Genomic DNA, 22,234 nt, shown 5'->3' with positions numbered 1-22,234 from the left:
AATAATGGATGGGAACCGCTTTGCTCAAGTCATAGTTGATGTAAACCATTCTAGTGTCGACAGGATTTTTGATTATAGGATACCCGAGTCTATGGCTGTAAATGTAGGACAAAAGGTATCCGTTCCTTTTTCTAAGTCTAAAAATTTAAGCGGGATAGTTATCGGCTTAACTGACAAAAGCTTAGTACCAAAAGAAAAGATAAAGGATATAATCAGTGTTTTAGATGCTCCGGTTATGACTTTAAAACAGATTAAGCTTTCAAAGGAAATAGCAAAAAGATATCACACGACTTTGGCATCGGCTATGCGGCTTTTTGTACCTACGCCACTTCGGCGCGGTAAAGTTAAAGAAAAGAGCTGTATGGTTTTTTTTGTAGAGAAAAAATTAAGTGAGAGCGAAAGAAAAGAGATATTTTACTTTAAGAGCGGTAAAGAAAAATCTCCTGTCAAACTTGCCGTTTATAATGAGATTTTAGATTCAGGTAAAGATGGAATAAAGGCTGGCGACTTAAATGAAAGCAAAAGAGCCGCTGCAGCAGCACTTTTAAAACAGGGCATAATACTTTATAAAAAAGAAGAGGTCTTTCGCCGCCCGGGTGAGATAAAAAAAGATTTTGAAGATGTAATATTAACAGCTGAGCAAATGGATGTTTCAGTCAAGATAGCTAATAAAATAGGAACTTACTATAAGTTTTTACTACATGGCGTTACCGGCTCCGGCAAGACAGAAGTATATTTACAGGCGGTTAAGGAGGCTCTTTTAAAAGATAAGGGCATAATAATTCTAGTGCCTGAAATATCGCTTACGCCGCAGATGGTAATGATGTTTAAAAAAAGGATCCTAAGCCCTGTTGCAATATTGCACTCTAAGCTTTCAGACGGGGAAAAGCACGACGAATTAAAACGCATAATGTCAGGAGAAGCCAGAGTAGTCATTGGCGCTAGGTCTGCCGTATTTGCACCGGTTTCAAACTTAGGGCTTATAATAATAGACGAGGAACACGAACAAAGCTACATATCCGATTCGCACCCGAGATACGACACACGTGAAATAGCGGATATGAGGGCTAAGTTAGAAAGCGCATGCGTAGTTTTGGCCTCGGCGACTCCATCTATTGAAAGTTATTTCGATGCCCAGAATGGGAAAAGCGAGCTTATTAAACTTAAAAACCGAGTATTCAACGTACCGCTTCCAAAAGTCTTAGTCGCCGATATGCGTGACGAGATAAGAAAAGGCAATATGACAATGTTTTCGAGCCTTATGTACAAGGAGATAAAGGAAGCGCTTCAAAATTCACGCCAGGTGATGATATTTATAAATCGCCGCGGTTATTCTACGTTTGTTATGTGCAGAGGATGCGGATATATAGAAAAGTGTGACAACTGTGACATAAGTCTTACATATCATAAGAGTGAAAACTCACTTAAGTGCCATTATTGCGGAGCAAAAAGGCCGGTCAAAAAAATATGCCCTAATTGTAATATGCCGTATCTTAAGTATTTCGGTGGAGGCACTGAAAAAATAGTTGAACAGCTATCTAAACTATTTCCTAACGCAAGGATAATGCGAATGGACTTAGACAGTATGATGAAAAAAGATGCCTACCTAAAAGCGTATTCGGATTTTGCAGATGGTAAGGCGGATATATTGGTAGGCACGCAGATAATAGCAAAGGGCCTAGACTTTGAAAATGTTTCGTTGACTGGTATAATATCAGCAGACCTTTCCCTTAACTTCCCGGATTACAAAAGTGCGGAAAGGACGTATCAGATTCTAGAGCAGGTTTCCGGCAGGGCGGGAAGAAGGCAGCAGGGCAAATGTGTAATACAAACTTATACGCCAGAGCACTATGCAGTTAAGTGTGCTCAAAGCCACGATTATAGTTGTTTTTATTTAGAGGAGCTTAAGTATAGAAAAACGGCGCTTCTGCCGCCGTTCATAAGCTTTTTAAGCGTTAAGTTTGAATCTAAGAAAGAGGGCAAAGCGTCTTATGCGGCAAAGGATTTTTATAAAGCCCTTTTGCCGATGTTAGATGACTATAAGGATAAAATAGTTTTTAAAGGCGAAGGACCGGCAGGTGTCGTAAAGATAAAAGGGGTTTTCAGACACCAAGTACTTTTAAAAGTTAAAAGAGAAAGTTTAGACGATGTTATTGAAGTTATAAAAACACTGTCTTTCAATAAAAATTACACGGATTGTGTATACGAAATAATGGTTAATCCAAAGAACATGCTTTAAACGAGGAGAAAGAACAAATGGGTTATAGAGACATTTTACAATTAGAACCTGACGAAAGACGCCTGCGAATGGTGTCAAGAGAAGTTAAGGGTATTGATAAAAGAATACTAATGCTTTTAGACGACATGAAGGAGACAATGTATACGGCCGAAGGAGCCGGCCTTGCGGCACCTCAGGTAGGGGTATTAAGAAGAGTAGTTGTCATAGATGTCGGAGATGGGCTGATTGAGCTTATAAATCCGAAAATTATAAAGATATCTGGCAGCAATATCGAACAAGAAGGCTGCCTTTCCATTCCAGAAGAAATGAGAGGGTATGTAAAGAGGCCTGAGATAGTTAAAGTCCAGGCAGTTGACCGGCATGGAGATGTCAAGGAATATACGGGCAGCGGGTATACCGCTCGCGCATTTTGCCACGAGATAGATCATTTAAACGGAGTGTTGTTTATTGATAAAGTAATAAAAGGTTATAAGCCAAAAGAGGAAAAACCAAAGAAATGAAAATAGTATTTTTAGGTACGCCGGAGTTTGCAGTTAAATCACTTAAAGCTCTTAACGATGCTTTTAAGGTATCGGCGGCCTTTACAAAAACAGATAAAAAAAAGGACCGGGGACAAAAGTTGACCTTTTCCCCGGTCAAAAAATATTGTATTGAAAACGGTATAGAAGTTTATCAGTTTTCAAGTATAAGTTCTTCCGAAGCGGTTGCAGTATTAAAGGAGCTGTCTCCGGATCTAATGGTGACCGCCGCATTCGGGCAGATTCTTTCGGGCGAAATTTTAAGCATACCAAAGTATGGCTGCATAAACGTGCATGCATCCCTTTTGCCCAAATACCGCGGTGCAGCTCCGATAGAGAGGGCTTTAATGGAGGGGGAGAAGGAGACAGGCGTAACTACCATGATGACGGACATAGGCATGGATACAGGGGACATGCTATTATCTAAAAAAGTGAATATAAAAAAAGAGGATACAGGAGAAGAGCTAAGGGAGAGGTTATCTGATGTAGGCGCTTCTTTAATAGTTGAAACAGTAAAAAAACTTGTGTCAAATGATTTAAGGGCAGTTTCACAGGATTCTTCTTTGGCAACATATGCACCTAAGATAAGCAAAGAAGATTTAATAGTTAACTTTAAAAATACCACCGAGCAGGTACTAAATAAAATAAGGGCACTAAGCCCGAACGCAAAGACAGGTATAAATGGCAAGAGCTTTAAAATTATAAAGGCTCATAAAGCTCCTGGCGCCGGCGCTCCAGGAGAAGTTTTAGCTGTGGATAAAATGAGCGGCGTGATAGTAGCAACAGGTGACGGGGCAATATCCGTTGACTTGCTGCAGTTTGAGGGCAAAGGCGTAATCAGCGCTTTAGACGCGGTTAACGCAAACAGATTTAAGGTGGGGGATATAGTTGGATAAACAGGGCAACGAAAACATAAGAAGCGTTTGTTTAAAAATATTAAACGAAGTTTTCGACGGAGGGTATCTTAACTTAGTATTAAAAAAGCATCTGCGTAGTGTATCCTTGTCTTCCCGTCCGTTTTTAACTGCGCTTGCATCAGTTGCCATTGAGAAAAAGATAAGTATAGACTATTATCTTTCTCCTTTTATATCTGGGAAGAGAGTAAAAGGCAATATAAAAAACATATTGAGGATGGCTGTTGCACAGATAATGTATTTAAATGTGCCGGAGTATACCGCAGTAGACGAGGCGGTCAAGCTGTCCAGAATATACGGCAGGAAGCAGGCCGGATTTGTCAACGCTGTATTGAGGACGTTTTTAAGAAAAGAAAGAAGGAGCCTGCCTGATGAAAATGATTTATCGGCATATTTGTCTATTAAGTATAGTTTTCCGGAATGGATGGTAAAAACGTTCATAAATGATATGGGCATTAACAGAGCTACTGAATTTTTATCATATGAAGCAGACAACAAATCAACATATGTATATGATAACCCATTAAAGACGAGTAAAGCCGATTTAAAAAGCTATCCACCTTATGCAAGGGAAGTTAAGTCTATTACGGATGTAGAGAATATAGAGGAGTTTATTTCGGGCAAAATGTCCGTTATGGGCATATCCTCTATGAAGGCCGTATATGCAGTTTATAACGCCGAAAGCAGTGCGCTGGATGTTTGTGCTGCACCAGGAGCTAAAACCGCATATCTGGCTGCATTAAGCGGCGGGAAGGCCTTTATTACCGCGTGTGACATACACCTTCACAGGATAAAACTGATAAAAGAGAATCTGAGCCGTTTGGGCGTTGATGCCAGGGTATTATATAGAGATGCTTCCGTAACGTATGAAGACCCGCTTAAAAAAGAGCATTTTGATTTAGTTTTAGTTGATGCGCCTTGTTCGGCTCTTGGCATGGTGTTTAAAAAACCGGATATCAGAATCCACAGGAAAGAAGAGGATATTATATCGTTGGCTGAGGTCTCAAGGCAAATACTGGATGCCTCGGCCCTTCGCGTAAAGAGGGGCGGAAGGCTTGCCTTTTTAACCTGTACAGTTACAAAGGCAGAGAACGAAGATACGGTAAACTGGTTTTTAAAAAGGAACCCGGATTTTAAGTTAGTAAGTATAGATATAAACGGCGAAACGGACATCATGCACACTATGATGCCTAGCCAGGACGGAGAAGGGTTTTTTGTCTGCCTGATGGAGAAAGTTTAAATGAATGTTTTAGATATAAATTTAGAAGAGTGGATTAGCATATTAAATAAAAAAGGCCAACCCAAATACAGGGCAAGCCAAATATACTCTGCTCTTTTAAAGGGCCTAAATTTTGACGAAATAAGCAACATACCAAAAGACTTAAGAACTGAGCTTAGTGAAGAATTTGGCAGCGGATTTTTAACCGTTGAAAGGGAACTTGTTTCAAAAGACGGGACAAAAAAGCTTTTATATAAGCTTTTTGATGATAACTTAATTGAAAGCGTTATAATGGGCTATGAGCATGGCTTAAGCGTATGCATATCTACACAGGTCGGCTGTGCCATGGGATGCGTGTTTTGTTCTTCTACTACCGGTGGGCTTATCAGGAACTTAACTGCGGGGGAGATTTTGTCTCAAGTTGTTATGGCAGGAAGATTAAGCGGCGAAAAGGCAAGCAATGTCGTTCTTATGGGATCTGGTGAGCCGCTTGACAATATTGATGAGACATTAAAGTTTCTTAAAATGATAAGTGATAAAGACGGGTTTAATATGAGCTTACGGCATGTATCGGTATCTACGTGCGGTATAGTGCCGGGCATTAAAAAGCTTATAGAATCTGGCTTATCTCCGGTGTTGTGTATTTCCCTTCATGCAGTAACCGATGAAAAAAGAAGAGAAATTTTGCCTATTGCCAAAGCTTATACAATTGATGATATAATGAAAGAAGCAAGAATGTATTTTGATAAAACCGGGCGGAGGATAATAATAGAATATGCGCTTATATCCGGGTTTAACGACAGTATATCTGACGCACAAAAATTAAAAAAACTGCTTTTAAACTTAAACTGCCATGTGAACTTGATACCGCTAAATGCTACTTCTACGAAAAAACCGCCTAACAAGAAGACACTTTATACGTTTCTTAACCATTTAAACGATATAGGTGTATCGGCGACAATGAGAAGGACGCTGGGGGCAGACATATCGGGTGCATGCGGGCAGCTAAGGGCACGTGCAATTGACGAAAACAAAGGATAAAATTTTAAGACGAGGTGAAAATGCAGTATTTTGCTTATACGCACGCAGGAAAAATAAGAGAGCGTAATGAAGACGCCGTATTTGTGCTAAATGAGGGCGTAACCATTGCAATAGTAGCTGACGGAATGGGCGGGCATAATGCAGGCAACGTCGCCGCTAATGCTGCAACAAAAGGTTTATACGATTATTTAAAGAAAAAGAAAAAAAGCATAAGTGAAGCGGACATGAAAAACGGTTTTCTGGCTGCCAACAAAAGCGTTTTTAGGATGTCTTATCTAAAGGACGAATATTTCCATATGGGTACGACTATGACTGCAGCAGTAGTAAACAAAAATAACGTTATAGTCGGCCATGTCGGAGATTCAAGGGCGTATGTTTTTTCAAATGAGTTAAAGCTTATTACACACGATCATTCGCTTGTCCAGGAGATGCTTGAGCGCGGAGTTATAGACGAAGAGACAGCGAGGTTCCATCCTCAGAAAAATATAATAACGCGTGCAATCGGCACAAAAAGGAATGTTGATGTCGATGTATACTCATTTCATATAAATACGGGGGACATGATGCTTCTTTGTTCGGACGGGCTAACCCGCTATTTAAGTGAGAAAGAAATAGAAAACATACTTTGCAGAAATGGAAGTATTGAAGAAAAGGTCAAGGTAATGGGCAACCTTGCCCTGCACCGCGGCGGAGCTGATAACATTTCCATCGTGGGGCTTTTAAATATAGATTAGGGTGGTTATAATTTCTGGTAGGAAATATTTTAAAAAAGAGGTATAGGATCGAGAAAAAATTCGATTCTGGAGGTATGTCCGATCTTTATACGGCTACCGATTTAAAGACTAATGAGATAGTATGCTTAAAAATCTTAAAATCGGAGCTGACAATAAAGAGAGGATACCTTTTGCGGTTTAACCGCGAAGCAAGGGCTTCTATGGCCCTAAAACACAGAAATATCATAAGGACGCTTGATTACGGCAATGAAAACGGCATCCACTTTATAGTCATGGAATACTTTAACGGAAAGACCCTGGCTGAAAAGATTAAGAAGGAAGGCCCCTTGCCAATAAAGGAAGTGCTGGGTATTGCTGCATGCATATGCTCCGGCCTTGAGTATGCGCACTCAAAGGGGCTTATACACAGGGACGTAAAGCCAAGAAATATTCTAATAAATGAAAAAGGGAATGTCAGGATAATAGACTTTGGCATTGCCAAGAATCTGTCTGCTGAAACGGTCACCTTAGGTGAGAAAGACTTAATAGGTTCTGTATACTACTTTTCGCCGGAACAGGCAAAAGGTATGCCGGTGGATCAAAGGAGTGACATATATTCTTTCGGGATAGTTTTGTATGAGATGCTGACGGGCAAAACCCCGTTTTCAGGAGACAATGCGGTTTCCGTTGCTATAAAGCATATAAACGAGGAGTTACCTAAGCCAAATACCATTAGGAACGAACTGCCTATAAGCGTCAATAACATTATTTTAAAGGCTACGCAAAAGGACAGGAAACATAGATACTCTTCGTTTGCAGATATGAGAACGGACATTTTAAAAGCTATAGCACGCCCGGATGAGAACAGCGTTAAACTAAAGAAGAGTATAATAAATAAGCGTAAATTAGGTGCTATACTTGTCGCCCCGGTAATCATTGTTGGATTTTTAATCGGAATGTTCGTATACAGGGGGCTTGGAAGCACCAAACTTCCGGCGCTGACCGGCCTTACAGAGACACAGGCAGTTGAGATATGTACTAACCTCGGTTTAAAAGTTGATAAAACCTATGAGTATAATTCATCTATTAACGATACATATATAATTTCACAAGATCCCGGTGAAGGGGCTTACGTAGATGAAGGACAAGTCGTTTATTTAAAAATATCTTTAGGACAAGAGCCATCTCAGGCACCGTCAGTTATAGGCATGAGCGAGGAAGAAGCGATAGAGACGCTTTTAGCCAGCGGATTTGTGGATGTCGAAGTCGCATATACCGAAGGGGAGCCTGTAGGCTATGTAAAGCTGCAGGAACCGATAGCCGGAGAGAGCATTCAGGAAGATTCTATTGCCAGGATTACGGTTTACGGCTCTGAAACAACGGAAAGCGTGATAATGGATAATATTATCGGCATGGCAGAAGACAAAGCGGTTGCAAAACTCCAAAGCAGCGGGTTTACCGGAGCTTATATATACATGGAAGAAAGCAAGAGCGCTGCCAATACTATAATAAACCAGCAGCCTGTAGAGGGCGTCAATCAGGCACTTGCGGAACTGCCGATACTTTGGGAGTCTAGCGATGAAGCCGAAGCTGTAAGCGCTCTTACCACTTTTAAATTTACGATAGATGATGCAAGTGCAGACGTTACTATCTGTTATAATGAAATGGTAAACGGTTTTGAGAAAAGATACATTTTGTACGAAGGGGAGTATAAAAAAGGCGATATAGTACTACCTCTTAATTTAAAGAGCTATGGAGAAGGGGAAAAGACACTTGTCATTTATGCCAATGGTAACCAAATATCGAATAAACAGGTTAAATTCAGTAAGTAAAATAGATGGGAGAGGTTTTTAATAAGGGGTTTAATAGTTAGAGCCATCGCCGGGTTTTATTACGTTTTTAGCGGCGGCAGAGTTTTTGAGGTAAGCGCTAAAGGCGTTTTCAGGCATCTTAAAATAAAACCCATGGTTGGAGATAGAGTCGACATTGACGAAGGAAAGATAGTTAATATTTTACCTAGGAAAAACAACCTTATCCGGCCGAAGGTGGCAAATGTAGATAAGCTTATAATAGTCTTGGCGCCTATACCTGAACCAGACTACTTATTGCTTGATAAGCAGCTGATATTTTGCCTAAAGGAAGGCATTTCTCCGATAATAGCAGTAAACAAGGCGGATATAGACGTTGATACTACGGAATATGTAAGAAATGCATATGGGAAATATTTTTTAGTACTGTCCGTTTCCGCTAAGACATCTTATGGAATAGCTGAATTTTATAATAAAATAATAGGTTCAATAGTATGCTTTGCAGGGCAGTCTGCCGTTGGGAAGTCTTCTCTTATAAATGCACTGTTTTCATTATCTCTTGAGACGGGCGAGATGTCCAAAAAGATTGAGAGGGGAAAAAATACAACTAGAGAGGCAAGGCTGTTTGACATAGGAGGCGCTTATATAGCCGATACGCCGGGGTTTTCTTCCTTTGAAATCTCCTTTCCTGAAGATGAGCTAAAAGATGTATATCCTGAATTTAGAGATATCACATGTGAGTTTTTAGACTGCATGCATATAGGGGAAAAGGGCTGCGGCGTAAAAACTGGAAGTGTGATAGATGATGGGCGGTATCAGAGGTATTTAAAGATATTTAATGAACTTAAAAGCCAAAAGAAATATTAAATAAAGTTTAAGGAGTTATTAAGATGATCAAAGTTTCACCGTCAATTTTATCAGCGGATTTTTCGAACATAGCGGCTGGAATCAAGGAAATCGAACTTTCAGGTGCGGATATGGTGCATATGGATGTTATGGATGGTATGTTTGTGCCAAACATTACTTTCGGGCAGCCGATGGTTGCGGCGGTAAGGAAGATGACAAAATTGCCGCTGGACGTACACCTTATGATAGAGCGCCCGGAAAGATATATAGAGGAGTTTGCCGATGCAGGTGCAGACATAATAGTTGCACATGTTGAGGCGACAAAACATATACACCGAGTATTGCAGCAAATACGCTTAACCGGTAAAAAACCCGGGCTGGCATTAAACCCGGGGACCCCGATAGAAGTTTGCTTTGGGCTTTTAAACTATGTGGAAATGGTCCTTATTATGTCCGTTAACCCGGGATTCGGCGGCCAGAAGTTTATACCAGAAAGCCTAATAAAGGCAAGGAAGCTAAGGGACTATTCCGGAAACGACTTAGATATACAGTTTGACGGCGGAGTGTCTTCAAAAAACGCAAAGGAGATAATTGCAGCAGGAGTAAACGTACTCGTTTCGGGAAGTGCATTTTTCAATGCGCCTGATAAAAAAGCAGAGGTAAGAGCCCTTCGCGGTGAGTAAAGTATACAAAAAAGCACTTAAAAAGCAGTAACAAATCTAACCCGCTTTAAATATGTTATATTAGGAAAAATATATGCTTAAGGCGGGTTTTTTATGTGGTTTAGATGCGGACGAAAAGGATGGACTTGCGGAATTATACTTTTATTAGTAGGGCTTTTTATAATACTTTGGTGTTTGCCTTTTAAAATTGTTATCTTTCTCCTAGGTGTAGTTTTAGTTATAATCGGTCTTTGCTCTTTTAATTGGCGATGTTTTTAGAAAAAAGTATTATATCTTAAATGTCTTTAATATATATCTTATGGAGGGGGTGTTTATTTTGAGGATATATTGCATAAGAGCGCCTTGGGTTTTAAGAGGGATTTTAAGGTTTATGTTTGTTAAAAAATAATTATTACATAGGGGAATAGGAAATTTTTAAAATAAAAAAACGGCCGACTAGCCGTTTTTAAATTTGCTTTAAATTTTAAGAATTTTTTGCCTGCGTCCTAATGCAACGAGTACAAACGTACATCTTTTTAGGGGAGCCATCGACTGTCATTGTGACATGACGAATGTTGGGAGCCCATTTTCTCTTAGATTTTCTATTTGAATGGCTGACTTTATTCCCAGACATTATTCCCTTTTTGCAAATCTCACAGTATTTTGCCACCAAAAACACCTGCCTTTTTCCTCGAATGAAATAAATTTTACCACTGAATAAAAAAATTTGCAAGACAAATTTTAAAAATACTGTATAAAAGCAATACTTTTTAAAGACGCTATTTAATAAAAAGATATTTTTTCAGGAGGAAAATATGGTAAGGACAGATTTGGCAAGCGAAGCGGTTCAGCAGGCCGGTTCGGATATAGAAGGGATAAAATCCAGCGAAGAAAAAAAAGGGGACATAACGATTACCAGAGTCGAAGTCTTAAACGAGCAGGGAGAAAAGGCAATAGGCAAGAAAATAGGCAATTATGTGACTATTTCCATGAAGCCGTTTTCGGAGATGAGCATAGAAGAACAAAAGAATGCACAGGAAGTAACGGCGGCTGAGATACGCGCCATGAGTAATGGAAACGTATTTAAAAATGTGCTTATAGCCGGCCTTGGGAATAGAAACGTAACGGCAGATTCGCTGGGGCCTGCTGTTTGCGACAACGTGTTTGTAACCAGGCATTTTTCACAGGACATGATACCGGAAGAATTAAAGGGCAAGTTAAATGCCGTTTCGGCTATCTCGCCGGGAGTTCTAGGAGTAACCGGCATTGAGACTGGTGAGATAATACGCGGCGTCGTTAAAAACGTTAAACCGGATTTGGTTTTAGTCGTTGATTCGTTGGCATCGAGGAGCTTAGATCGAATAATGACTACCATACAGCTTTCAGATGCCGGTATTAGCCCTGGGTCCGGAATAGGCAACAAGCGTTTTACGATAGACAAAGAGACTCTTAAAGTTCCGGTCATAGCGATTGGGGTGCCGCTTGTCGTCTATGCTTCGACTATAGCATATGATTTAATATCAGAAGCTCTTGGCAATGCAAATGATGCTAACAGGATTAAAACGTTAGTGGATAAGATTTCAAAGGTAAACGGGTCTACTATGGTCGTTACTCCAAAAGAGATAGATTTTATAGTAGATACTTGTGCCTCAGTAGTTTCTAGCGCTATTGAATACGCTATTCAGGGAAGTGAAGTCCAGCAGCAGCTTGAATTAATTTCTTAAGGACAGGCGTTCTTTTTAGCAGCTTTAGTTCATAAGTATTATCCTAGGAGATGAAATTTATGAGACGAGGCATGCAAAAGAAAAGCAGCTTTAAAGGTATTTTTAAAAATTCGTATAACGTTTTTATCTGTTTGTTGATTGGCTTGACTTTAATTTTATTTGTACGTTTTTTTATAGTAAATTCATCTTTTGAAGAAAGCACTTTAGATGTGGCAAGCCTGCCAAGCAGTACTTTAAATTCTGTATCTGTAGATACGGATGAAGATTCTGCCAGCGAAGAAAAAATAAGCTGGCTTTATTCTTTTATGCAAAGTTTGGTTAAAAACAACTTAAATCCGATAAACATCTTCTTAAGCCAGGTCCCCATTTCATACGGCAATACAGTAGATATCGAACTTACCCCGGAGGAAAGTGAAGGAGACGATGAATATATTGGCGATATAAAATTTGACATAGAAGAATCTGCCGACGAAGTAGAAAACGACTTCACACTCAAAAATGGTGTACCCACTGTTTTGATTTACCATACACACGCCGAAGAGGCATACCGTGAAACGGAAACATATACCTATAAATCCAGCGGAGAGGCTAGGACTACTGAACAGGATAAAAGCGTTGTTGCCTTAGGGACGCTGCTTATGGATGATCTAGAGTCTTACGGCCTTGGCGTAATCCACGATACTAAGGACCATGAACCGCCTAAATTATCTACAGCATACAGCCGATCGCTTGAGACAATGGAGGAGCATTTAAGCGAGACACCGTCACTTAGGCTTTTTATAGACATACACAGGGATTCGGCCGGTGAATCTCTAAAGGATGATGTTGTGGTCATTGACGGGAAGAGGTGCGCAAGGGTCATGTTTGTCGTCGGCACTGGTGAAAAATATAATGAAAAGCCAAATTACGCCAAGAACTACAAGCTGGCACAATTAATAACGGCTGAACTGGAGAATATCTGCGAGGGCTTTACAAGGGACATAAGGGTAAAGACGGGAAGATATAACCAGCATGTTAGCGACATGTGTATTTTAATAGAAGTTGGCCATAATGCCAATACTTTTGAAGAAGCCAAAAATTCAATGTACTATATAGCTAAGGCGATATCCAAAGTCGTTACTTAAAGCATTGCAAATACTTTTTCCGGTTGGTATAATCTACTTAAAGTAGATTTTTGGAAATAAGGAGAAGTCATTTGGCATTAAACGATCTGGCTATCGGTGTCTTCGATTCGGGTATTGGGGGACTAAGCGTTTTAAAAGAGGCAGCAAAGGCCCTTCCAAATGAGAATTTTATATATTTAGGAGACGACTTGAATGCTCCGTACGGCGAAAAAAGCGAAGATGAGATACTTTTTTTATCTGAAAAATGTGCGGACTTTTTAGCTAAAATGGGAGTTAAGGCGTTTTTGATCGCATGTAATACTGCGACTAGTGCAGCGGTTAAAAGTATAAGGGAAAAGTATTCAATTCCGGTAATTAGCATGGAACCGGCCGTGCTTCCCGCCTTCAAGCATTTAAAAGAAGGGTATTCCATTACGCTTGCCACACCAGCGACTGTTCTCGGAGAAAAGTATTTAAGGCTTTTAAGAAAAGTAAATACGGACAAGATAATTAGCGTACCATGTTATGGGCTAGTAGATTTAGTAGAGCAAGGGGACTTTTATTCTAAAAAGATATTCGACCTTTTATATGAACTTTTACACGACTTGCAAGGTTTAAAAATAGATTCCATCGTACTTGGATGTACACATTATAATTTTATAAAAGATGTCATTTACGAATATGCTGAAAACTACTTTGATATTAAAGATTTAGAAGTTTTTGACGGTATAGATGGTACTGTGAAACAGTTAAAGCGCGTTTTGGAGGAAAACAATCTTTTAAAAGATAAAAATGATAAGGAGCAGACCATACTTTTATATTCCTCTGCAGGAGAGGAAAAGGTGTTAGATTACCAAAAAATCTGGTCTTTTATAAACGATGACCTTATTTTATAAAAACTTTTGGGAAAGTTGAAACTATGGCGGATTTTATCCGTCAAACTTTTAAAGAAATGTAAAATAAAGGTTTATTAAAACAATAATGAAAAAAAACATGAATTTATATGAAAATAATATAGATGATAACGTTATAAAAAAAGCACTTTCGGGCTTAAAAGAGTTAGATCCGCCGGAAGGCTTGTTAAGGGAGGCTATTTCTAATGCGCGAAGAAGAAAAGGCCGCCCGGAATTTAAAGAGAAGGCATCTGTTTTTACCCCTAAGACATGGAAGTACATAAGTGCGGCAGCGGTTTTGGTTTTATGTTTGGGGATAGGGTCGGCATTTGTATTTTCGCAGGGACTGTTTAAAGGCAGCACTAATGACCTAACGGCAAACATGACGCGGGAATCAAGCAGTGAGGACGAATCGTTTAGTTTGCCAAACAGCGACAATGACAAAAATACCGATAATACTAAGGACACATATGGCGGCCAGCTAGCTGCGACGACTTCGCCTACAGACGGCGAAGATATATTGAGTGACACGTCGACTGATGAGCTTAACTGTTATGCACTGTTTGAAAATAGAAGCGATTTTATAGAAGCGCTTTCACAAATCTCTACTTGTGGAGTTAAGACAGACGAATTAAGCGATGATATAATCATATATGCCAATGAAGCCTCTGACATAATTGATATATTAAATAGCTATATTTATAATTTAATGGATGAAGAGGGGAATTCTTACGAGATAGATAGTTTAAGCGGCATTATAACCATTAAAGTGGAATTTAAATAGACTTAAAGGTAGAAAAATATGAAAAAGCCTTTTTACAGGGGCGTCTCTTTTAAAAGTTGCATGCGTACCTTTTTAAAAGAGACGCTTTTTAGTTTTAAAAAAATGTTTTCTTTTTTAGGTAAGTCTGCTAAAATAAATTTAACACCGCTTTTATTTTAAAATAACATTTTTTTAATATAAGATACACATTTAAAATATGATTAGGAGGAATGTTATGAAAGTCTACACCGCTAAAAACATCAGAAACGTTGCTTTTGTAGGGCACGGCGGCGATGGAAAAACCACAATTACCGAGGCTATGCTGTTTGCAGGCAAGGTGATAGACCGACAAGGGAAGACAGAAGATGGAAATACAGTTTCGGATTTTGATCCGGAAGAGATAAAGAGAAAGATTTCGATCTCAACCTCTATTATGTCTATGGAGGCGGGAGAAAATAAAATAAATATAATCGATACTCCCGGATATTTTGATTTTGTAGGAGAAGCTTATGCGGCTTATGCGCTTTGTGATACTGCGGCGATAGTATTATCAGCTGTCTCAGGTATTTCTGTTGGAGCGGAAAAGGCTTTTACACTGGCAACTAAATTAAAGCGCGCTAAGGCTTTTATAATAAACCAAATGGATAAGGAAAATGCCTCTTTTTTTAAGACAGTAGACTCTTTAAAGAGCTTTTACGGTAATAAAGTAACTGTTTTGCAGCTACCTATAGGCGAAGGACTTAAGTTAAAAGGATATGTAGACGTAATAACAGGAGCAGCATACGAGGGCGGTAAAAAAGTAGACTTGCCGGCAGAATTAGAAGAAAAACTTGCTGAAGCCAAAGAAGCCCTTATAGAAAATGCCGCTGAAAATGACGATGAATTGATGGAGAAGTTTTTCGGAGGAGAAGAGCTTACAGCCGAGGACATAACCCGCGGTATAAGGATGGGTATGGCATCGGAAAGTTTAATCCCGGTGTTTATAACAGCCGCTGCTAATGGCTTTGGTATAAGCGCCCTTACTTCAAATATAATAGCTTTATTTCCTTCACCGGCAGATATGGAACCAATTAAGGCGCTCAACACAAAGACTAAAGAAGAAGTTTTAGTTAAGCCGGATGAAAAAGCACCTTTTGCCGCACAGGTAATAAAGACAGTCGCAGACCCGTTTGTCGGCAAGCTGTCTGTGTTTAAGGTGTATTCCGGAAGCTTAACAACTGATAAACAGATATTGAATGTACGTGAAGGTAGAAACGAAAAGCTGGCAGCTATCTACATGATGAGAGGCAAGAAACAGCTTCCTATAGATAAGATTTGTGCCGGAGATATCGGTGCATTTGCAAAATTACAGTTTACAAATACCAGCGACAGCTTGGCAGACCCAAGTTTTCCTGTAAAGTTTAGCGAAATTGAATATCCAAAGCCATGCATATCGCTTGCAGTCAGTGCCAAGAAGCAGGGTGAAGAGGACAAGGTCTTTGGCGGGCTTCATAAACTCGCGGAAGAAGACCCGACCTTTACAATTGTTAAGGCAGATACTGGCGATACGCTTTTGTCTGGCCTAGGCGAAATGCATTTGGAAGTAATATGTAGCAAGCTTGCAAACAAGTTTAAAGTCGATGCAGAACTAACTGAACCTAAAGTCCCTTATAAAGAGACTATAAAGAAAAAAATAAGCGCACAGGGCAGGCACAAAAAGCAATCTGGCGGACATGGCCAATTTGGTGATGTTTGGATAGAGTTCGAGCCTACTTTTGGAGAACCTGAATTCGAGTTTGTTGATAAAGTAGTAGGCGGGGCTGTTCCGAGGAACTTTATACCTGCTGTTGAAAAAGGTTTAAGAGAAAGCATACCAAAGGGCGTTTTAGCAGGATACCCGATGGTAAATATACGCTGCACGCTTTATGATGGGTCTTCCCACCCGGTAGATTCATCTGAAATGGCGTTTAAAGTAGCGGCCTCTCTTGCTTATAAGAAGGGATGCAGTGAAGCAAACCCAGTTTTGTTAGAACCTATTGGTAAAGCGGAAGTGGTTGTTCCTGATAACTACATGGGTGACGTAATCGGGGACTTGAATAAGAGGCGCGGGCGCATTTTAGGCATGAACCCATCCAGTGAAGGGCAGCTTGTGGAGGCAGAAGTACCTATGTCTGAAATGGTTAAGTATGCAACAGACCTGCGTTCTATGACGCATGCAAGAGGATCTTTTAAATTAGAATTTATTAGATACGAGGAGTTGCCGGGAAATCTGGCACAAAAAGTCATTGAAAAAGCTAAGAAAGAAACAGAAGAATAAAGTAAATTATTATTTAACGCTAAAAAGCGGCCAAGAATTGGCCGCTTTTTTGATGTCGGTTTTTTCCGCTAAATGTCTTAAATATGACGTAAAAATGCATTATAATCGCGAAGCAAGGAAGCAATAAAAAACTTCTCTAGTTTCTAGAGAAGTAAAAATTTGGTAGGCCATCGGGGGCTCGAACCCCGGACACCCTGATTAAGAGTCAGGTGCTCTACCAACTGAGCTAATGACCCAAGATAAATGGAGCGGGTGATGGGAAGTAAACCCACGCAACCAGCTTGGAAGGCTGGCTCAATCCATTGCGCAAGATAAATGGAGCGGGTGATGGGAATCGAACCCACGCAACCAGCTTGGAAGGCTGGGGCTCTACCGTTGAGCTACACCCGCGGAATTAAACGTAAAAGTTTTTTAAACTGGTGCGGGCGAAAGGACTTGAACCTTCACGCCTATGGCACTAGATCCTAAGTCTAGCGCGTCTGCCAATTCCGCCACGCCCGCGTGAACCACTTTTGATATTTGACACAATAATGATTATAAGTTTCAAGCAAAAAAAAGTCAAGCGGTTTTTTCGGCATGAAACGTGGCGAAAATTGTAGAAAAATGGGGTTTTTGACATGAGTTCCCCATACAAATTTTTTAAAATAAAATACATTCATAAAACTAATGCTGCATATAAATAGGAGGGGGTTTATGGATTTCTGGAAGAGCTTGGCACCCAAGGGGAAAGTATTCATATGTGAAAACTGCGGCAGTGAATGCGAATATCTTTACCACCAAAATGGCCGAATAATCGGCTGCGACAATTGCATATACGTAACATTTGCATGGGATACATGGGATGAGTGAGGGGAATTTATTGGCCATATAAACTTATACTGAATTCATTTAAGAATTTTTGTAGGCAGTTATCTTGCCCCCTAACGCACAGCTGCTTTATTACACCCCTTTACATATTAATAACAAATGCTGCTGGAAAAAGTGGTTTTCCCATACGAACTTGAGTTTATTGAGTAAACAGGGCATAAGGAAACGTAACTTAAACGCAAGGCAAAGGTTATGCAATTACGGGCTTATTGAATGCAGGCCCTCAAAGAAACGGGGGAGTTGTACCCGTTACCATATAGTAATTATCGATAATAAAGGATAATAAAAGTACAGACCTTCATTATATATAGATTAAGAAATAAAAAAAGAAGAATAAAATGAAGAAGCGAAAGCTAGATCGTTTATTAATTAATATAGACAGGAGGTGAATTTAAAAGAGCATATTAAAGATATTGAGAACAAAGTTTTAGTGTGTTATGCAGTCTCACTTGCTTGTGAGAGGTTTAGAGATCTTGACGAACTTAAAAAGGTATGGTCAGGGCCTATGGTGAACAGGAGGTGATTGGCGCACTCAATTTAGCCTTTGAAAGAAGACAGTATAGAGAAAGGCCGCTACTTTACATAAGATGTATTTTGACGGCGAAGAAAAGAGAAGAGCTGGGGATTTTAAAAGGGGAAATTCCATTTGAAAAATCTTAGATGATGGTTAAGTTACTTAAATAAGCAGGGGAATTACTGCAAGTAAATTGCAAAGTAACTATGAGAAGGCATAAAAATAAATCTTTTGGGGAGAAGAATTCATTTTTAGAGCCTCGGACATACCGAAGATAAGTGATAAAAATGGAGGCAATTATGAGACAGTGGACACATAAAGAAGACGAATACTTAAAAAAGTATTACCGTCTTTTAGATACAAAGGAAATTGGAAGGCAATTGGGGCGAAGCGTCAATAGTGTGCGTATACATGCTAAAAAGCTAGGTTTAGCTGAAAGCTACCCTTCCACACTATGCTGGGAATGCGACCGTGCGGCAGGGCAAAATATGTGTGTATGGGCAAGGAAATTCAAAGAAGTTGAGGGATGGAATGCCATAGCTACAAATATACTTCATAAAGAAGAGGATGGATCCAGTACCTTAATTAAATCCTACTTTGTAGTCGGATGCCCTCAGTTTGTACAAGGCAGAAGAGGACCGGAGTCTTAAAACTATGGTTTTAAGTAGGGAGAATTACCATAAAATTGAATATTATTTTTTAAATTTTAAAAAGCTTGAAATTCTGCTTAAAGAGGAGCGTGAAGATATAATTTTTTCTGTTCCAGAAAAAGACTTATCGGGGATTTCAAACAAAGCTCCAGGAGATCCTACGGCTACAAAGGCATGCCGGCTAGACAGCCTTTATATTGATAAATGGCTAAAAGTTATAAAGGCAACTTTTGATAAGTACAAAGGCACGCCTATAGGAACGTTGCTTTGTATGAGGTATTTGGAGGATTTAAGCTGGCAGAATACATGCATGGAGCTTTTTATAGAAAAGCGCACTTACCATACGTGGGTAAACGAAATAATCATGTACGCCGCGCTTAAAGCATGCGAGGTAGGCATACTTAAAATAGATTAAAAAGTGCAGCACTTTTTTTGAAAAAGCCATTATATAATGATACTATGAAAAGTTTTCAAAAAAGTTTTTGTACGCGCCGAAGGGGAAAAGCTTCTTTTTAAAAAGAGGCTTTTTTCTTTTGCTTAAATTAAAAAGAGGAGTTTTTAAGTTGACAGCAAGTACATTAAAAAAAAAGATAGAAAAATATTTTGATGAAATAAAGGGCCCAAGCCTAAGCAGCAATAAAAAAAAGATTTCAACAGTTGCAGGGCTGTGTGTATATCTAAACTTAACGCTTGAAGAGCTAAAAAGCATAGAAGCTTTAGGCGGTCCTAAAGGAAGAGTTATTAAGATGGCAAAGCTAAGAATTGCCGAACACTATGAAAACGGGGATTTGCCAAGCAGTTTATGCGTTTATTTAAACCGTATAAACAATGGAGTTTCAGAAGAAAAAAGAGAAGAAGAGATAGATTTTTCAGGACTGGATGGACTTTATTAATATTTTTTTAACAATACTAAAAAGGCTGATTTTGCTGTTGACATAGACCAAAATTTTACTTAAACTTAAGATAAAGTTGAGAAAGCCTGAGGGACAAAAAGTGAAAAAGTGTAGATTTTTTAACATCTTGTCGGTTTTATGCGCAGTTTTAATTACACTTGGCGTATTCGCCGGTTGCACAGACGGTAAGCAAAGCGAAGACGTTGAACCCACTTCGACCGAAGACAATGCAAGCGATGTTTTAAGCGATGTAAATGACATGGAAGCGGTACTGAACGGGATTGTATATGCGATGAGGTCCCTAGATTCCGAATACGCCCCTTTAAACAGTGAGTTTATATGGAACAGCATTTACATAATGGTTGCAAATTACGGTTATGCCGATGCAAATATAGAGGAATCTGAGGATGGCAGCGGATATATAGTAGGCGAAGATACTGTTAAGTACTATGCGACTGCACTTTCTAGCGAACAAAAGGACTTGGGAGAACCCCCGAGCGACATAGGTATCATTGAAAATACAAACGGAAGTTACTTTGTTTCCGGAAGTGATGCAGGGGACGTTTATATAGGCATAGAGGGAGCAGAAATAAACGACGACGATACGGTTACAGCTTATGTTGCACTTATTGAAAATGAATCGCTTGTATCAGAATATGAGTTTGTTTTAGTTTCAAATTCTGCTACGCATGTAGATAACGGGCCTATATTTAAATACTCGGTAAAAAGCGTAAATTTGGCTGATGAGCAATATGCGGTCATTACAGATATAGAAACTGATGATGACCAGACATATGTAACTCTTGACTATGTAGAACCGGTCTTTCACCAGGCTAACGATCCGGATGACCTTGATATAAACGGTAATATGTATAAAGAAGACACTGTTTATGTAAATAACGATAATGAAGAGACTACCAAGCTATTATTAGATGAAGACAGTTTCCTGGTTATGGGGGATATTTTCGGCGATACTACGGATTTTGAAAACGTATTTGCATCGATTGATTATTTCAAGCAAAATTGCACTAAAGAGTATAAAAGTGAGCCGCTTTATTTTATAGTCAATTCCATGGGAGACAAACTTTTATCTGCTACGCTTTGGTATGAGTATTATTTAAGCTAATAATTTTTTCAATATACACCAAAAAAGAAGGTTTTTCAGTTTGAAGGCCTTCTTTTTTTGCTAAAAAAAGCGGGGGAATATGTTAGGATTAAAAAAACTTATGGATACTTCATTCGGCATTCCGACAATGAAGCAAATAAAATTTTTTAAAGCCGGGAATAGGTATGTCGCATATGGCGGTGCAAGGGGCGGAGGAAAGTCTTGGGCAGTTAGGTATAAAGCAACGCTGCTTGCACTGGCAAACCCCGGAATTAAGATACTTTTAGTCCGCCGGACGCTTAATGAACTCAGGGAAAACCATATAAACAACATGCTTAGCTGTTACTCGGTTTTCCCAAAGTATATAAGGCCAAAATACATAGACAGCAAACGGATTTTCATATTTTCAAACAGGGCTACTATTAAATTAGGTTATTTAAGTTCTGAAGCGGATCTAAATCAGTATCAGGGACAGGAGTATGATGTCATATTTATAGACGAGGCGACGCAGATAACGGAAAAACAGTTTAACTGCCTGTGCGTATGCTTGCGTGGAGCAAACGACTTAATAAAAAGGATGTACCTTACGTGTAATCCGGGAGGTGTGGGACATTCGTGGGTAAAGCGGCTTTTTATAGACAGGAAGTTTAAGATTTGCGAAAAACCAAACGACTATACGTTTTTAAGAGCAAGGGTTTTTGACAATAAACCACTTTTGGAAAAAGACCCGGAATTTTTAGGCAGTTTAGAAAAACTGCCTTCAGCTTTAAAAGATGCATGGTTATATGGCAGATGGGATGTTTTTGCCGGGCAATATTTTAGTGAGTGGGATGACAAGGTACACGTTGTTAAGCCATTTGAAATACCCAAAGAATGGAGGAGAAGTGTTGCAATAGACTATGGCCTGGATATGTTTGCGGCACTTTTTATAGCAGAAGATTTTTCAGGTAACGCATACGTTTATAAGGAATTTTTATGCCCGTCTTTGATAGTTTCTGCAGCGGCGGGAAGTATCCTAAAAGAGAGCGGAGAGGAAACAATAAGCGAGGTCTTAGCAGCAAGGGACTTATGGAACAGGAGGCAGGAATCTGGGATGAGCGCGGCGGAGATTTTTTTAAAATCTGGAGTGCCGCTTATTAAAGCGCCGAGTGAGCGGGTACAGGGGTGGCTTGCAGTAAAAGAAAAGTTAAATGCCAAGGAAGGGTTTTTACGCATTTTTTCTTCTTGTGAACAGCTTATACACTGCATGGAGTCTTTAACATACGATAAAAATAATCCAAGCGACGTTTCGGTTACGCCGCACGACATAACGCATGCACCGGACGCACTTAGGTATTGGTGTGCTAGAAAAAGGCTGCCTCCAGCAGGGAAAGAAAAAAAGCATCTTAAAGATGCTTTTTTTCTTTCCGAAGAGGAAGTAAATTTAAACAACTATATTCTAGGCGGATTTTAAAAAAGAAAAGGAG

Annotated in this window: 22 protein-coding genes and 3 tRNA genes; 21 read left to right on the top strand and 4 right to left on the bottom strand. The window is 39.5% G+C overall.

Annotated features, from left to right (window positions below):
* Positions 1-4 precede the first annotated feature (4 nt).
* The 9 genes from priA to rpe are packed head-to-tail and all read left to right on the top strand — an operon-like array spanning position 5 to position 9,981.
* Complete coding sequence (gene priA / locus R2876_02150) at positions 5-2,239, top strand: primosomal protein N' (protein ID MEZ4357419.1); 2,235 nt, start codon at positions 5-7, stop codon at positions 2,237-2,239.
* 17 nt (positions 2,240-2,256) lie between these two features.
* A complete protein-coding gene (gene def, locus R2876_02145) occupies positions 2,257-2,739 on the top strand; it encodes a peptide deformylase (GenBank protein MEZ4357418.1) in 483 nt (160 codons plus the stop codon).
* Positions 2,736-3,653, top strand: a complete 918-nt coding sequence (gene fmt / locus R2876_02140) for a methionyl-tRNA formyltransferase (GenBank protein ID MEZ4357417.1) — start codon at positions 2,736-2,738, stop codon at positions 3,651-3,653. Before def ends, fmt begins: the two co-directional genes overlap by 4 nt.
* Positions 3,646-4,911, top strand: a complete 1,266-nt coding sequence (rsmB, locus tag R2876_02135; GenBank protein ID MEZ4357416.1) for a 16S rRNA (cytosine(967)-C(5))-methyltransferase RsmB — start codon at positions 3,646-3,648, stop codon at positions 4,909-4,911. The genes fmt and rsmB overlap by 8 nt, the downstream gene beginning before the upstream one ends.
* Positions 4,912-5,931, top strand: a complete 1,020-nt coding sequence (rlmN, locus tag R2876_02130; protein MEZ4357415.1) for a 23S rRNA (adenine(2503)-C(2))-methyltransferase RlmN — start codon at positions 4,912-4,914, stop codon at positions 5,929-5,931.
* A 20-nt stretch (positions 5,932-5,951) separates the two neighbouring features.
* Positions 5,952-6,665 carry a Stp1/IreP family PP2C-type Ser/Thr phosphatase gene (locus tag R2876_02125; GenBank protein MEZ4357414.1) on the top strand — a complete coding sequence of 238 codons (714 nt, stop codon included), beginning with the start codon at positions 5,952-5,954 and terminating at the stop codon, positions 6,663-6,665.
* Positions 6,666-6,679: 14 nt separating this feature from the next.
* Positions 6,680-8,476 (top strand): protein kinase, encoded by a 1,797-nt coding sequence (locus R2876_02120; GenBank protein MEZ4357413.1) that lies wholly within the window; start codon positions 6,680-6,682, stop codon positions 8,474-8,476.
* 21 nt (positions 8,477-8,497) lie between these two features.
* Positions 8,498-9,319: a ribosome small subunit-dependent GTPase A gene (rsgA, locus tag R2876_02115; GenBank protein MEZ4357412.1), complete on the top strand. Its 822-nt coding sequence runs from the start codon at positions 8,498-8,500 to the stop codon at positions 9,317-9,319.
* Positions 9,320-9,342: 23 nt separating this feature from the next.
* The gene (gene rpe, locus R2876_02110; GenBank protein ID MEZ4357411.1) at positions 9,343-9,981 is read left to right on the top strand and encodes a ribulose-phosphate 3-epimerase; all 639 of its coding nucleotides are present in this window, start codon (positions 9,343-9,345) and stop codon (positions 9,979-9,981) included.
* Positions 9,982-10,444: 463 nt separating this feature from the next.
* Here the strand turns inward: rpe and rpmB are convergent, their stop codons facing one another.
* Positions 10,445-10,630 carry a 50S ribosomal protein L28 gene (gene rpmB / locus R2876_02105; GenBank protein ID MEZ4357410.1) on the bottom strand — a complete coding sequence of 62 codons (186 nt, stop codon included), beginning with the start codon at positions 10,628-10,630 and terminating at the stop codon, positions 10,445-10,447.
* Positions 10,631-10,775: 145 nt separating this feature from the next.
* On the opposite strand from rpmB, the gene gpr reads away from it, so the two are divergent.
* The 5 genes from gpr (at position 10,776) to fusA (ending at position 16,739) form a co-directional block, all read left to right on the top strand.
* Positions 10,776-11,684 carry a GPR endopeptidase gene (gene gpr / locus R2876_02100; protein MEZ4357409.1) on the top strand — a complete coding sequence of 303 codons (909 nt, stop codon included), beginning with the start codon at positions 10,776-10,778 and terminating at the stop codon, positions 11,682-11,684.
* 59 nt (positions 11,685-11,743) lie between these two features.
* Positions 11,744-12,808 (top strand): stage II sporulation protein P, encoded by a 1,065-nt coding sequence (locus tag R2876_02095; protein ID MEZ4357408.1) that lies wholly within the window; start codon positions 11,744-11,746, stop codon positions 12,806-12,808.
* A 71-nt stretch (positions 12,809-12,879) separates the two neighbouring features.
* Positions 12,880-13,683 (top strand): glutamate racemase, encoded by an 804-nt coding sequence (gene murI, locus R2876_02090; GenBank protein MEZ4357407.1) that lies wholly within the window; start codon positions 12,880-12,882, stop codon positions 13,681-13,683.
* An 85-nt stretch (positions 13,684-13,768) separates the two neighbouring features.
* Positions 13,769-14,464 carry a hypothetical protein gene (locus R2876_02085; protein ID MEZ4357406.1) on the top strand — a complete coding sequence of 232 codons (696 nt, stop codon included), beginning with the start codon at positions 13,769-13,771 and terminating at the stop codon, positions 14,462-14,464.
* Between the two features lie 214 nt (positions 14,465-14,678).
* Complete coding sequence (gene fusA, locus R2876_02080; protein ID MEZ4357405.1) at positions 14,679-16,739, top strand: elongation factor G; 2,061 nt, start codon at positions 14,679-14,681, stop codon at positions 16,737-16,739.
* Positions 16,740-16,899: 160 nt separating this feature from the next.
* Here fusA and R2876_02075 read toward each other — a convergent pair.
* From R2876_02075 to R2876_02065, 3 genes are all read right to left on the bottom strand, one after another.
* Positions 16,900-16,975, bottom strand: a tRNA-Lys gene (locus tag R2876_02075).
* An 80-nt stretch (positions 16,976-17,055) separates the two neighbouring features.
* Positions 17,056-17,129, bottom strand: a tRNA-Gly gene (locus R2876_02070).
* Positions 17,130-17,156: 27 nt separating this feature from the next.
* A tRNA-Leu gene (locus R2876_02065) sits at positions 17,157-17,240 on the bottom strand.
* A 192-nt stretch (positions 17,241-17,432) separates the two neighbouring features.
* On the opposite strand from R2876_02065, the gene R2876_02060 reads away from it, so the two are divergent.
* The 7 genes from R2876_02060 to R2876_02030 all read left to right on the top strand — a co-directional run bounded on the left by R2876_02060 (position 17,433) and on the right by R2876_02030 (position 22,221).
* Entirely contained in the window at positions 17,433-17,588 is a 156-nt protein-coding gene (locus tag R2876_02060) for a hypothetical protein (protein MEZ4357404.1), read from the top strand.
* Between the two features lie 510 nt (positions 17,589-18,098).
* Positions 18,099-18,266: a hypothetical protein gene (locus R2876_02055; protein ID MEZ4357403.1), complete on the top strand. Its 168-nt coding sequence runs from the start codon at positions 18,099-18,101 to the stop codon at positions 18,264-18,266.
* Positions 18,267-18,419: 153 nt separating this feature from the next.
* A complete protein-coding gene (locus R2876_02050; GenBank protein MEZ4357402.1) occupies positions 18,420-18,770 on the top strand; it encodes a hypothetical protein in 351 nt (116 codons plus the stop codon).
* 4 nt (positions 18,771-18,774) lie between these two features.
* Positions 18,775-19,185: a transcriptional regulator gene (locus tag R2876_02045; GenBank protein MEZ4357401.1), complete on the top strand. Its 411-nt coding sequence runs from the start codon at positions 18,775-18,777 to the stop codon at positions 19,183-19,185.
* 148 nt (positions 19,186-19,333) lie between these two features.
* Positions 19,334-19,663, top strand: a complete 330-nt coding sequence (locus R2876_02040) for a hypothetical protein (protein MEZ4357400.1) — start codon at positions 19,334-19,336, stop codon at positions 19,661-19,663.
* Positions 19,664-19,763: 100 nt separating this feature from the next.
* A complete protein-coding gene (locus R2876_02035) occupies positions 19,764-20,789 on the top strand; it encodes a hypothetical protein (GenBank protein ID MEZ4357399.1) in 1,026 nt (341 codons plus the stop codon).
* Between the two features lie 79 nt (positions 20,790-20,868).
* Positions 20,869-22,221 (top strand): phage terminase large subunit, encoded by a 1,353-nt coding sequence (locus R2876_02030; protein ID MEZ4357398.1) that lies wholly within the window; start codon positions 20,869-20,871, stop codon positions 22,219-22,221.
* Positions 22,222-22,234 lie beyond the last annotated feature (13 nt).

The organism is Eubacteriales bacterium (genome assembly GCA_041390245.1).
Taxonomy (GTDB): Bacteria; Bacillota; Clostridia; order Christensenellales; family JAWKQI01; genus JAWKQI01.
This window is presented reverse-complemented; position numbering and strand designations above follow the sequence as displayed.